This is a genomic window from Bradyrhizobium sp. HKCCYLRH1034 (assembly GCF_051168375.1).
In the GTDB taxonomy this organism is placed as follows: Bacteria; Pseudomonadota; Alphaproteobacteria; order Rhizobiales; family Xanthobacteraceae; genus Bradyrhizobium.
Window position 1 is genome coordinate 104,799 of sequence record NZ_JBNPUW010000017.1, and the last position, 13,152, is coordinate 117,950.

Annotated in this window: 13 protein-coding genes; 2 read left to right on the top strand and 11 right to left on the bottom strand. The window is 66.1% G+C overall.

All coding sequences use genetic code 11. The features are described 5' to 3' along the window. Positions 1-26: 26 nt before the first annotated feature. From ACQR0W_RS30180 to ACQR0W_RS30225, 10 genes are all read right to left on the bottom strand, one after another. Positions 27-800, bottom strand: coding sequence for an RsiV family protein (locus ACQR0W_RS30180; RefSeq protein WP_434840875.1), 774 nt, complete (start codon positions 798-800; stop codon positions 27-29). 201 nt (positions 801-1,001) lie between these two features. After that, complete coding sequence (scpA, locus tag ACQR0W_RS30185) at positions 1,002-3,158, bottom strand: methylmalonyl-CoA mutase (protein ID WP_315753089.1); 2,157 nt, start codon at positions 3,156-3,158, stop codon at positions 1,002-1,004. After that, positions 3,155-3,307, bottom strand: a complete 153-nt coding sequence (locus ACQR0W_RS30190) for a hypothetical protein (protein ID WP_315753088.1) — start codon at positions 3,305-3,307, stop codon at positions 3,155-3,157. Before ACQR0W_RS30190 ends, scpA begins: the two co-directional genes overlap by 4 nt. 33 nt (positions 3,308-3,340) lie before the next feature. Continuing rightward, complete coding sequence (locus ACQR0W_RS30195) at positions 3,341-3,805, bottom strand: GFA family protein (protein ID WP_315753087.1); 465 nt, start codon at positions 3,803-3,805, stop codon at positions 3,341-3,343. A 2-nt stretch (positions 3,806-3,807) separates the two neighbouring features. Continuing rightward, positions 3,808-5,670, bottom strand: a complete 1,863-nt coding sequence (locus ACQR0W_RS30200; protein WP_316235253.1) for a methylmalonyl-CoA mutase subunit beta — start codon at positions 5,668-5,670, stop codon at positions 3,808-3,810. Between the two features lie 100 nt (positions 5,671-5,770). Next, a complete protein-coding gene (gene folK, locus ACQR0W_RS30205) occupies positions 5,771-6,262 on the bottom strand; it encodes a 2-amino-4-hydroxy-6-hydroxymethyldihydropteridine diphosphokinase (RefSeq protein ID WP_316171190.1) in 492 nt (163 codons plus the stop codon). Positions 6,263-6,267: 5 nt separating this feature from the next. Further along, positions 6,268-6,636, bottom strand: a complete 369-nt coding sequence (gene folB / locus ACQR0W_RS30210) for a dihydroneopterin aldolase (RefSeq protein ID WP_315716098.1) — start codon at positions 6,634-6,636, stop codon at positions 6,268-6,270. After that, positions 6,633-7,490, bottom strand: coding sequence for a dihydropteroate synthase (gene folP / locus ACQR0W_RS30215; RefSeq protein WP_316167045.1), 858 nt, complete (start codon positions 7,488-7,490; stop codon positions 6,633-6,635). The genes folB and folP overlap by 4 nt, the downstream gene beginning before the upstream one ends. 75 nt (positions 7,491-7,565) lie before the next feature. Further along, complete coding sequence (locus tag ACQR0W_RS30220; protein WP_315716100.1) at positions 7,566-7,973, bottom strand: DUF4332 domain-containing protein; 408 nt, start codon at positions 7,971-7,973, stop codon at positions 7,566-7,568. A gap of 68 nt (positions 7,974-8,041) precedes the next feature. After that, positions 8,042-8,248, bottom strand: a complete 207-nt coding sequence (locus ACQR0W_RS30225) for a hypothetical protein (protein ID WP_316167043.1) — start codon at positions 8,246-8,248, stop codon at positions 8,042-8,044. Between the two features lie 335 nt (positions 8,249-8,583). On the opposite strand from ACQR0W_RS30225, the gene ACQR0W_RS30230 reads away from it, so the two are divergent. Continuing rightward, positions 8,584-10,194: a helicase HerA-like domain-containing protein gene (locus ACQR0W_RS30230; protein WP_315716102.1), complete on the top strand. Its 1,611-nt coding sequence runs from the start codon at positions 8,584-8,586 to the stop codon at positions 10,192-10,194. 159 nt (positions 10,195-10,353) lie between these two features. Continuing rightward, positions 10,354-11,757 (top strand): M20/M25/M40 family metallo-hydrolase, encoded by a 1,404-nt coding sequence (locus ACQR0W_RS30235; RefSeq protein WP_316171154.1) that lies wholly within the window; start codon positions 10,354-10,356, stop codon positions 11,755-11,757. Positions 11,758-11,816: 59 nt separating this feature from the next. Here the strand turns inward: ACQR0W_RS30235 and ACQR0W_RS30240 are convergent, their stop codons facing one another. Next, a complete protein-coding gene (locus tag ACQR0W_RS30240; protein WP_316171153.1) occupies positions 11,817-13,028 on the bottom strand; it encodes a GGDEF domain-containing protein in 1,212 nt (403 codons plus the stop codon). Between the last annotated feature and the right edge of the window lie 124 nt (positions 13,029-13,152).

The window sequence follows — 13,152 nt, forward strand, 5'->3', positions numbered from 1 at the left end:
ATAGCGGATGCGAGCGGCCCGGCCAGCTAGTTCTCCTCGGCATCCCCCTTCGGCCTCGCGCCGCCGAAGATCGCCTGCCCCTCCGCGCTGAGATAGGGCTTCAGCGTTTCCCAGGGCACAAAGGCGACATAGTCGCCCTCCGCGTAGGCGCCGACGGCGTAGGGCGGATAGTGGAAGGTGAGGCCCGAGCTCTTGCCGGCCAGCGTCGAGGGCGCGAGCGTGACGGCGCCAATGCCGAGCAGCTTCGACTCGACGCTCTTCAACCACCACTCGTCAGTGTCGCCGGCGTCGCGCGCCTTCTTCTCTGCCCGCAGCGAGGCGATGATCGCCTTGCTGATCGCGGTCATGGTCGGACCATTGTCGGCGGTCTCGTTGAAGAACGGGCGGATCGAGATGCGCTTGGCGGCGGCCTTGTCCCAGAGGATGGTGTCGACCGTCCGGTTGGGATGGGCGCCATGCGTGTCCATGTAGTCGTTGCGCAGCACGCTGACATAGCGATCGGCGACCATCGAACGCACCGAATAGTCGCGGCCATAGGTGTAAGGGCCGTCGCGGAACAGTTCCTTGTCCGCCTTGTAGTCCTTGGCGGCGTCCGCGGCCTGCTTGTCCATCCACTTGCGGCCTTCGGCGAGGCAATTCGCGGCGAGCGCCGGATCGGCCTTGATGTCGGCACTCAGCGTGACGCTGGCCTCGGCGGCCTTGGTCTTGATCGACGCATCGGGCTTGGCTTCGGCGGCGATCGCCGGCGAGAGGGTGAGCAGGCCGAACAGGGCGGCGACAAGCAGTTTGGTAGAATACATGAGGCTTGTGATCCGGGTTTGGTTGTCTGTACGCGCACGTACCGCAAAGGTTCGATCGTGCCCAGATCGAACGCGCGGCGATTGATTACAGCGCGTCAATAGCTCGACGCTCTCGGGAATGGACGCAAGACAATGTCGAGATTCCGGGTTCAAGGCCTTTGGCCTTGCCCCGGAATGACGGTGGGGTGTGACGCAGTCGGACTACTCCGCCGCCTCGCTGTGCCCCAGCCGCGCATTGAGCTTTTGGATCAGCTCCTCGGCGGCGTCGGCGATGACGGTGCCCGGCGGGAAGATCGCCTCGGCGCCGGCCTTGTACAGCGCATCATAATCCTGCGGCGGCACGACGCCGCCGACGATGATCATGATGTCCTCGCGGCCCTGCTTCTTGAGCGCGGCCTTCAGCTCCGGCACCGCGGTGAGATGCGCGGCCGCCAGCGATGAGACGCCGAGAATGTGCACGTCGTTCTCCACCGCCTGCCGCGCCGCCTCGTCGGCGGTGGCGAACAAAGGTCCGATGTCGACGTCGAAACCGATGTCGGCGAAGGCCGACGCGATCACCTTCTGGCCGCGGTCGTGGCCGTCCTGGCCGATCTTGGCGACCAGGATGCGTGGCCGGCGGCCCTCAGCCTCCTCGAACGCCTCGATCAGCGCCTGCAGCTTCTCGGCTTTGCCGGACATGGCGGCGATCTCCCGCTTGTAGACGCCGGTGATGGACTTGATCTCGGCGCGATGGCGGCCGAACACCTTCTCCAGCGCGTCGGAAATCTCGCCGACGGTGGCCTTGGCGCGCGCCGCGTCGATCGCGAGCGCCAGCAGGTTGCCGTTGCCGTCGCCGGCCGAGCGCGTGAGCGCCGCCAGCGCCGCATCGACCTCGGCCTGCCTTCGCTCGGATTTGAGCCGCGACAGCTTGTCGATCTGCAGCCGGCGCACGGTGGAATTGTCGACCTTGAGCACGTCGAGCGGCGGCTCGTCGGTCGGCTTGTACTTGTTGACGCCGATCACCGACTGCCGGCCGGTGTCGATGCGGGCCTGGGTCTTGGCCGAGGCCTCCTCGATGCGCAGCTTCGGCACGCCGGCCTCGATCGCCTTGGCCATGCCGCCGAGCTCCTCGATCTCCTGGATGTGGCCCCAGGCCTTGGCGGCGAGGTCACGGGTGAGGCGCTCGACATAATACGAGCCGCCCCAGGGATCGATGATCCGGGTGGTGCCGCTCTCCTGCTGCAGGAACAGTTGGGTGTTGCGGGCAATGCGGGCGGAGAAGTCGGTCGGCAGCGCCAGCGCCTCGTCGAGCGCGTTGGTGTGCAGCGACTGGGTATGGCCTTGCGTCGCCGCCATCGCCTCGACCGCGGTGCGCACGACGTTGTTGTAGACGTCCTGCGCGGTCAGCGACCAGCCCGAGGTCTGGCTGTGGGTGCGCAAGGACAGCGAGCGCGGGTCTTTCGGATTGAAGGGCTTCAAGAGCTTCGCCCACAGCAGGCGCGCCGCGCGGAGCTTGGCGACCTCCATGAAGAAGTTCATGCCGATCGCCCAGAAGAACGACAGCCGCGGCGCGAAGCGGTCGACGTCGAGTCCGGCGGCGATGCCGGCGCGCAGATATTCGACGCCGTCGGCGAGCGTATAGGCGAGCTCGAGATCCTGCGTCGCGCCGGCCTCCTGCATGTGATAGCCGGAGATGGAAATGGAATTGAACTTCGGCATCTTCTGCGAGGTGAAGGCGAAGATGTCGGAGATGATCCGCATCGACGGCGAGGGCGGATAGATGTAGGTGTTGCGTACCATGAACTCTTTCAGAATGTCGTTCTGAATGGTGCCCGACAGCTTCTCCGGCGGCACGCCCTGCTCTTCGGCGGCGACGACGAATAGCGCCAGGATCGGCAGCACCGCGCCGTTCATGGTCATCGACACGCTCATCTGGTCGAGCGGAATGCCGGCGAACAGGGTGCGCATGTCGTAGATCGAGTCGATCGCGACGCCGGCCATGCCGACGTCGCCGCCGACGCGCGGATGATCGGAATCATAGCCGCGATGGGTGGCGAGATCGAAGGCGACCGAGAGGCCCTTCTGGCCGGCGGCGAGGTTGCGGCGGTAGAAGGCGTTGGAATCCTCGGCCGTCGAGAAGCCGGCATATTGCCGGACGGTCCATGGCTGGTTGACATACATGGTCGGGTAGGGGCCGCGCAGATAGGGCGCGATGCCGGGCCAGGTGTCGAGGAAGTCGATGCCGGCGAGATCGGCCTCGCCATAGGCTGATTTCACCGGGATGCCTTCCGGCGTCAGCCACGGCTCGGCAGCGCCTGCGGGCGCGGGGGCTGCGATCGGCGCGAACGCGATGTCGGCGAAATTCGGAATCCGGGTCATTCCCTGGCGTCCTCAAACCTGCGGTTTCTCTCGATCAGCTCTTGGATGTTCTTCTTGTAGACCGGATCATTGCGTGGATCCGTTGTCATGCTGCGCGTCCAGAGGCCGTGGACCGCAGTTTCGATGAGCGCGGCCAGCCAGTTGATCATGAGGTGGTCCTCGGACGCTCGCATGTCGCGCGCTCAGTCATGATCCGGATGCTGATGACTGACGATGGACGCCATCTTCTCCGGTCCATAGTTCTGTTGTGTCGTCTGGCTCGGCAGATTGGCGATCGCGACCACCCAGCCAAGTCGCGACTCCGAGCCATATTGTCGCGTCGGCACCACCCGGTCCGGCCGGTCGAAGCTGCCGGTCATGATCTCGATCCGCGGCCCATCAATACGCCCGAAGCCGAGCGGCGTGCCGCAGGCGGGACAGAAGAAGCGCTCGGCGATCGTGGATGAACGGAACGCGGCGGGCTGACCGCGCGTCCAGGCGAAGTGCTCGCGGTCGATCTCAGCGAACGAGGCGAACGGCGCGCCGGAGGCTTTCTGGCACATCCGGCAATGACAGATGCTGACCTTGTTCGGCGTGGTCTTGAACGCGAAGCGGACGGCACCGCATTGGCAGCCGCCGGTCAGGAGAGGCTTGGTGTCGTCGGTCATGCTCACTCCAGATGCGTATAGGCGTCCTCGAGCGTCTTCAGCGCGTCGCCGCCGGCGAACACGAAGCTGCCGATGCCTGCTTCGCGCAACGCAGCTTCCCGCTCGCCGCCCCGGCCTGCCAGATAGATATGTCGTGCGCCCGCGGCCTGAAGGGCCTTGGCCGCCGGAACCGCGGCCTCGGCATAGACCTTGTCCGACGAGCAGAGGCAGGCGATCGCGGCGCCGGAGGCGCGGTATGCATCTGCGAGCGCGGCCGGATCCGCGCCGCCCTGGCCGTCGATCGCGGCGATGCCGCCGGCCTCGAAGAAGCTGCGGACGAAGGTCGCGCGGGCGGTGAAGTCGGCGGCGGTGCCGAGATTGGCGAGGAAGACCGAGGGGCGCTGTCCCTGGCTCTTCAGCAGGCTGTCGGAGCGGTCACGCAGCCGCTCAAATCCTTCAGCGAGGCGGATCGGCGTGAGCGGTGCGAAGCTGAGCGCAGCCTTGGCCGCCAGCGGCGCGGCCAGAGGGGCGACCGCTTCCACGGCGACTTCGGCCTCGTTGAGATTCGGAAACTCACTGGCGCCGGTCAGCACGTCGCGCCGCTTGGCGATGTTCGCATCGCGCGCCTGCTTCACCGCGGCGACCTTGGCCTGGATGAGGCCCGCCTGCAACGCCGCAACGACGCCGCCGGCCTTCTCGATCTCCTGGAACAGTGCCCAGGCGGCGCTGCACAACTCGCTGGTCAGCGCCTCGATGCCGCCGGCACCGGCGGCGGGATCGGCGACGCGGGCGAGATTGCTTTCCTCCAGCAGCACCAATTGCGTGTTGCGGGCGACACGGCGCGCGAACGCGTCGGGCAGGCCGAGTGCGGCCGTGTGCGGCAGCACCGTCACGGCATTGGCGCCGCCCAATCCGGCCGCGAACGTCGCGATGGTGGCGCGCAGCATGTTCACGTAAGGATCGCGCCGGGTGAGCATGCGCCAAGCCGTCTCGCCCGAGATGAAAAGCGGCTTTGGCGCCAGGCCGCAGGCCTCCTCGATGCGCGCCCACAGCCGCCGCAGGCTGCGGAATTTCGCCAGCGTGAGAAACTGATCGGTGTCGGCGGCGAGCCGGCCATAGATCATGCCGCGCGCGGTCTCGAGCGCGATGCCTTCGGCTTCGAGCGCCCGCAGATAGGCGACGGCGGAGGCGAGCACGAAAGCGATCTCCTGCGCCTCCGATCCGCCGGCGTCGTGCACGACCCGGCCGTCCGCGGCGAAGAACGGGCCCTTGAAGCCGGCCTCGTGCAGTTGCTTGACCAGCGCGCCCGAGTTGCCGCCGAGCGTCGATGCGTCATGCGAGCTTGCGCCGCGAGCGGCCGCATGCCCGATCGGATCGAGGCCGAACCGGATGTCGCAGGCCGCGGCCTTGATGCCGCGCTGCTTGACGGTGTCGGCGAGAAGCGAGGCGGGCGAGAGCGAGTCGCCGAGGTGCAATTCGATTGCAATCGCAGCATCGAGATGCACGCCATCGAGCGCGCGCGCCACTGCGTCGGGGCTGGCGGCGAGGCCGAAGCCGTGCGCGGCATTCGACCCGGCAAACACCAGCGACAAGCCGGTCGCGCCATTCTCGAGGTCGATCAGCGCCTGCGCATTGGCCTTGGTCGGATCGGGATGATCGACGCGCTGCATGATCTGCCAAGGCGCCGATGGCGCGCGGCCGGCGACCGGCGCGGCATGCTTGGCGCGCGGATAGATCGGCTGGATCTCGAGCCCGTCATAGGTCTTGCCGACCAGCTTCTCGAAGGCCGCGCCCTTCAGCACGCCATCGACCAGCTTGCGCCAGTCCGCCTCGCCGGCCGGCGCAAAATCGGCGGCCAGTCGCAGATTGTCGGTCTCGGTCGTCATGCGGATCGCGTCTCCCGGGCGTCTGTTATCGCGATTGTTGTGGCGCAAAATGCCACGTCAGGACGGCCAAGCCAAACGGTTGTTTGGCCGGAGATGTCAGCTATTCGGCTGACGGCAACGGCCGGATTCCGTCGCGCGAAACGGCGAGCATGGCCTCATCGACGCGGCGGCCGGCAATCTGTCGCGCCGGCACGATCTCGGCCAGGGGTACCAGCACGAAGCCGCGTTCGAACAGGCGAGGGTGCGGCAGCGTGAGATCGGGGGTGTCGATCGCGAAATCGTCATAGGCGATCAGATCGAGGTCGAGCGTCCGCGGACCCCACCGCGTCTCCTGCGCGCGATTGCGGCCGAACATGCGCTCGACCGCCTGCAGAACGCCGAGCAGCGGCCGTGGAGGCATCGCGGTCGCGATCTCGATGCAGGCATTGATGAAGGGCGGCTGCTGCTCCTCGCCCCATGGCGGCGTGATGTAGTCGGACGAGCGCGCGATAAGCGCCGCCGACGCGCGCGCACAGATCTCCGGAATGGCGCGCCGGAACGTCGCCCTGACGTCGCCGACATTGCCGCCGAGAGCAACCAGCGCGCTCGCCATCGCCGTCATGGATGCCGCGAGCGCGTCAGCACCACGCCGACATCCTCGAAGATGGCGGCGATCGGCGCATGCGGCTTGTGCACCGTGACCTTGACGGCGCGAATGCGGGCGAAGGTCGACAGGATCGCATCGGCCACCGCGCCGGCCGCGCGTTCGAGCAGGCGGTAGTTGGAGTCCTTGAACGCCGCCGTCGCCGTCTCCACCACGTCGGAATAGGACACGGTGTCGGCGAGGCGGTCGCTGCGCGAGGAGTCCGAAAGGTCGGTGTAGAGCTCGAGGTCGATCACGAAGCGCTGGCCGACCTCGCTCTCATGCTCCATCACGCCATGACGCGCGTGGATGAGAACGCCCTTGATGAAGATCGTATCGGTCATCGCAGTGCCTCGATTGCCGCGGCCACGCGTACGGCCTGAACCGTTTCGGCGACGTCATGCGCCCGGATGATTGCAGCACCGCGCCGAGCCGCAATCAGATGCGCCGCGATCGAGCCGCCGAGCCGCTCCTGCGGCTCCGACGCCACCACGGTGCTGATGAAACGTTTTCGCGATGCGCCGACCAGCAGCGGCAGCCCGAAGCATGCGAATGCATCGAGCCGGGCCAGCGCAATCATGCTCTGCTCCGCCGTCTTGCCGAAGCCGATGCCTGGATCGAGCACGATGTTCCCACGGGGAATGCCGGCCTTGGCCGCGATGTCGAGCGAGCGCGTGAAGAAGCCGATCATGTCGGCGACGATGTCGATCTCCGGATCGACGGCAGCACGGTTGTGCATCACCACGATCGGCGCGCCATGCGCGGCGACGACATCGGCCATCGCGGGATCGCGCTGCAGACCCCATACATCATTGGCGATCGCAGCACCATGGTCCAGCGCGTAGCCTGCAACTTGAGATTTCATGCTGTCGATCGACACGGGCACGCCGAGTGCGACGACCGCGGGCAGGATCGGCTGCAGGCGCGCCAGTTCCTCCTCGGCCGTGACCGGCACCGCGCCCTTGTAGGGCCGGGTGGACTCGGCACCGATGTCGATGATGTCGGCGCCGGCCGCGATCAAGCGCTCGGCCTGCGCAATGGCGCGTTCCGGTGCATCGAAGCGGCCGCCGTCCGAGAACGAATCCGGTGTGACGTTGAGAATGCCCATCACCGCCGGGAATGGACGCGAAAGCCAGCTCCGCAGCAGCGGGTGGCTCGACGCGAGGTCCGGGGCGGAGTGCGGCGAAATGGCGCTCATGGGCGCCGCTTTGCGCGGTTGCCACCCTCAAGTCAAGGTGTCGCGCTGCACAAGCGCGGTCAATCTAGAGGCTGGTCAATAGCTGATCTTCGGCTCCAGCCGGCGTGCCCTTTCGATGAGCTGGCCGACCGACTTCTCCGACGGCAGGATGCGAACCAGTTTCCGCCGGGTGTTCACCTCCTTGATGTTCTGCGCCAGCCGGGCGGGATTGCGGTGCGCCAGCTCGCGCACGGTGGTCACCCCGGCTGCGCGGACGAGGCAGACCTTGGCCTTGCCCATGCCGGGAATGCGCATGTAATCGGCGGCGTTTGCCCAATCGAGCAGTTGCTGCTCGCTGATGCCGGTCTTGGCGGCCAGCGCCTTACGCCCTTTCACGGTCCGGGCGGCTTCGAGAAATGTGTCGGTGGTCCGGATGCCCAAAGCTTTCAGCTTGGCGGCATAGAAGGTCGTCATGCCTTCGAGTTCGGTGATCGGATATGTCATGATACTCGGCGCGCGCGAAGGTGCTTCAGGTGATATGGCCCGGGCGGTCGGGCTTGGGGCAACCGGGCTCAGGCCGGGTGTGCCTGTCGCGATCGTGCCAACTGATCGGCTTCGATTTGGTCGCGGCCGAACGCAAAAAGTTCACCGGCTGACGGCTGCGGCGCCTGCCATTGCCGTCCATTGCCGCTAAGGAAGTCAGGCCCGATGCCGATGATTTCAGCCACGACTTTACTGATGCCGGCCGTTCTGGCCAGCGGCTCAATCAACTCGTTCATGTGAACCCCGTCTCATCCGGTCCCCCACGACCGGATGTCCTCTCGCTGAATTCATCTTGATCGGACGATCCGTGAATTACAAGCGAGGAGCCGGCTCGGTGCGCGAATCGATTCGCGATCGACGATGAACTGTTGCAGCGATGCAAGACCGGATGTTGAATCCACGGATCAAACGTGCGCATCGCGCAGCACCAATGCTAAGAAGAGTGCGTGCCGTGCGAAGAGGTGAGGCACCCTGACGCTGGTTCCAACTCGCGAAACTCAACTATGTTATCGCGCGCGATGCTCCGCACCACGTGTGATGCGAAACATTCTCTCTCGAAAGATGGATCATCATGGCACCATCCGGAAAACCCGTGGCTGATACCGACGACAAGATCTTCGTGGGTGCCGGAGAGCAGCCGGCCTGGTTGACGCTTGCGCTTGCCAATCGCCATGGACTGGTCACCGGCGCGACCGGCACCGGCAAGACAGTCTCGCTACAGGTGATGGCCGAGGGTTTTGCCCGTGCCGGTGTTCCGGTCTTCGCCTCCGACATCAAGGGTGATCTCTCGGGCATCTCGCAGACCGGCGAAGCGAAGGACTTCATCCTCAAGCGCGCCACCGAGCTCGGCCTCACCTATCAGCCCGATCAGTTCTCGACGGTATTTTGGGATGTGTTCGGGGAGCAGGGCCATCCGGTGCGCGCCACCGTTACCGAGATGGGACCGCTGCTGCTGGCGCGGATGCTCGACCTCAATGATGTCCAGGAAGGCGTGCTCAACGTCGCGTTCCGCGTGGCCGACGAGAACGGCCTCGCCCTGATCGACATGAAGGATCTGCGCGCGCTGCTCGACGCCATCATTCCGGAGGCCGGCAAGAAGGGTGCGGATGCGGAGGCCGATCCGCTGGCGCCGATCCGGAAGGCGGCGCAGTCGTTCGGCAACGTCACGCGCGCGACCGTTGGCACGATCCAGCGGCAGTTGCTCGTGCTCGAGAACCAGGGCGGCACGAAGTTCTTCGGCGAGCCGGCGCTGGCGCTCACCGACTTCATGAAGACCGACCGCGACGGCCGCGGCATGATCAACATCCTCGTCGCCGACAGGCTGCTGGAGAGCCCGCGACTCTACGCGACGTTCCTGTTGTGGATGCTGTCCGAGCTGTTCGAGGAGCTGCCGGAGGTCGGCGATCTCGCCAAGCCCAAGCTGGTGTTCTTCTTCGACGAGGCGCATCTGTTGTTCAACGATGCGCCGAAGGCGCTGATGGACAAGATCGAGCAGGTGGTGCGGCTGATCCGGTCGAAGGGTGTCGGCGTCTATTTCGTCACGCAGAATCCGCTCGATGTTCCGGACCGGGTGCTCGGGCAATTGGGCAATCGCGTGCAGCACGCGCTGCGCGCCTTCACGCCGCGCGATCAGAAGGCGGTGGCCGCGGCCGCCGACACCTTCCGCCCCAATCCCAAGCTCGATACCGCCAAGGTGATCACCGAGCTCGGCAAGGGCGAGGCGCTGGTGTCGTTCCTGGAGGGCAACGGCACGCCGGCGATGGTGGAGCGCGTCCTGATCCGGCCGCCGTCGGCGCGCATCGGACCCGTCACGCCCGAGGAGCGCAAGGCGATCATCGCCGCGAGCCCGGTCAAGGGCAAATACGACACCGCGATCGACGCGGAGTCCGCCTACGAGCTGCTGCAGAAGCGGATCAGCGGAACCGCCGCGACGACGGAAGCCTCCTCCGGCAGCGTACTCGGCAAGATCGGCGACATCGCCGCGACGATCTTCGGCACCAACGTCAAGCGCGGCCAGCTCTCGACCACGCAGGTGATCGCGCGCAACGTCGCCCGCTCGGTCTCCGACAAGGTGGTGGGCGGGATCGCGGCCGATCTCGGCAAGCAGGTCGGCGGCTCCTTGGGCAGTTCGATCGGCCGCTCCCTCGTGCGTGGCGCGCTAGGTGGACTGCTGCGGCGTTGATATGGTGTCGTGTTCCCGGTCGGCGTGATGGCCTTGTCATGTCATCTGCGCCGATTGGGGGGCAGGCGGCATTTGCTGCCTTTGCATGAGGCTGGCCCGGACCGCGCAACGGAGCTACAAGCGGGCCGATAGCCGTTACATGCGAAGGATCTGGTGGCCATGGCCAATGCGCAGCTTCAATCCGTTCTCGACCACATCGACGCCGACTTCGACAATAGCCTGGAGCGGCTGTTTGCGCTGATCCGGATCAAGTCGATCTCGGCCGATCCGGCCTTCGCTGGGGATTGCAAGGCAGCAGCCGACCATCTTGCCCAGGATCTTGCGACGCTCGGTTTCGCCGCCGAAGTGCGGCCGACCGCCGGCCATCCGGCCGTGGTCGGCAAGAGCAACGGCCATGGCGCGGCCAAGCCACATGTCCTGTTCTACGGCCATTACGACGTGCAGCCAGTCGATCCGCTCGAGCTGTGGCATCGGCCGCCGTTCGAGCCCGTGGTCGCCGACCATGCCGACGGCCGCAAGATCATCGTCGCGCGCGGTGCCGAGGACGACAAGGGCCAGCTGATGACCTTCGTCGAGGCCTGCCGCGCCTGGAAGAAGGTGACGGGCGCGCTGCCGCTCGACGTCACCGTGGTGATCGAAGGCGAGGAGGAGGTCGGCTCCAAGAACTTCGTGCCGTTCCTCGAAGCCAACAAGGACGAGTTCAAGGCCGACTTCGCGCTGGTCTGTGACACCGGCATGTGGGACCCGAACACCCCGGCGATCACGACCTCGCTTCGCGGTCTGCTCTATGAAGAGGTGAAGATCAAGGCCGCCAATCGCGATCTGCATTCCGGCGTGTTCGGCGGCGGCGCGCGCAATCCGATCCGCGTGCTGACCGAGATCCTCGGCGGCCTGTTCGACGCCGACGGCCGCATCACCATCCCCGGCTTCTATGACGGCGTGAAGGATGTGCCGCCGGAGGTCCTGGAGCAGTGGAAGAAGCTCAACTTGACGCCCGAGAGTTTCCTGAAGCCGATCGGCCTGTCGATCCCCGCCGGCGAGAAGGATCGTCTGCTGATCGAGCAAATCTCATCGCGGCCGACCTGCGACATCAACGGCATCTGGGGCGGCTATATCGGCGAGGGCTCCAAGACCGTGATTCCGTCGCTGGCGCATGCGAAGATCTCGTTCCGCCTCGTCGAGGGCCAGGACCCGCTGAAGATCCGCAAGGCCTTCCGCGACTACGTGTCGGCGCGCATCCCCGGCGACTGCTCGGTCGAGTTCGGCGATCATTCGGCGGGCGCTGCGATCGCGCTCGACTGGACCATGAAGCCGTTGGCGGCTGCCAAGCAGGCGTTGACCGAGGAGTGGGGCAAGGAGACCATCCTGATGGGCTCGGGCGCCTCGATCCCGATCGTCACCGATTTCAAGAAGACGCTCGGCCTCGACTCGCTCCTGGTCGGCTTCGGCCTCGATGACGACAACATCCATTCGCCGAACGAGAAGTACGACCTCAAGAGCTACCACAAGGGCATCCGCTCCTGGGCCCGCATCCTCGCCGCGCTCGCGGAGATGCCACGGTAGTGCAGGCGCGCGTCCGGGCTACGACCGCGACGGCGCTGATTGTTTGTACGAGGCTGAACTCACGCCGCGCTGGCGACCGACTTCGCCGCGAGATCGCTGCCGGCGATCTTGCGCAGCGCTGCGAGATTGGCTTCGGCCGAAGCCAATCGCCAGCAGGATTTCCCGCTCGACTTGGCTTCATACAATGCGGCGTCCGCCGCGAACAGCAGGGCTTCCGGATCGGTGCCGTGCTCGGGCGCGACGGCGATGCCGATGCTGATGCCGATCTGGACATGCGCGCCGCCCGGCAGGGCCATCGGCGAGGTCATCACCTCGATGATGCGCTCGCCGAGCGCCAGCGCGTGGTCGAGCGCATCATCGCCGGCGAGCACCACGAACTCGTCGCCGCCGATCCGGGCGATGACGTCGCCGCGAGAGGCGGTCTGCCGCAGCGTCCGGCCGACGATCTTCAGCAGCTCGTCGCCTGCGGCGTGACCGAAGGTGTCATTGACCGGCTTGAAGCCATCGAGATCGAGATACAGGACGGCGAAGCTCCGATCGCCGCCGGCGTCGAGCCTGCTCTGCAGCGCATCGACCAGGCCGGCGCGGTTGGACAGGCCCGTGAGTGGATCGAGCCGCGCCCGCTCGTCGCTCTCGCGCTTGGCCTGCATGACCGCCACCAGCATCTTGTTGAGCCGGAACGCCGCGCCGGTCATGGCGAGGAAGTAGACCGGCATCTGCAGATACATCGCGAACAACAACGGCTCATGCGACGTCGCGACGCCGGGGATGACGGGGCCGATGCTGAACAGGATCATCGTGCCGACCAGGCGCGGCGCGCTGAAATTGCGAAAGCAGATGCCGCCCACCATGGCGGCCGAGGAGATGCAGGTCAGTGACGCGGCCACCCAGTCGCCGGACGCGAGGCTGATGCCGACGCCGAAGCCGACGCTGGCGCTCCAGGCCACCGACAGCAGGATGTGGATGTCGGTCGGCGTCGCCAGCCGCTCGCGGGCGCGGCGGTAGGCAATCATCATCACGATCAGCCGCGACAGGCAGATCGCGACTTCGAGCACGAACCAGGTGATGAAGAGCGGGCTCGGCGTACGCAGTGCGAGCGCTGCGGCGACAGCAACGGTGTTGATGGCGCCGCCGGCGAACACCGACCAGCAGCCGTAGAGCTCACGCGTCAACGCGCGGCGGATATCTGATGACACCGGATATCCCGGGTCGGCCAGCCAGCGCGTCACGCGCCAGCGTGGCAAACTGAACGCCAAACCATCACCCCGCATTTCAATACCTCCGCGGGGTTGCAATAAGCGCGATAGCACTTAACAGGCGTTTAGAGAGGTATCGGCGTCTCGCTGCATGCTTGATGCACGGTAAAAATTTACTCCACGTGGTATGTGCAGCTAA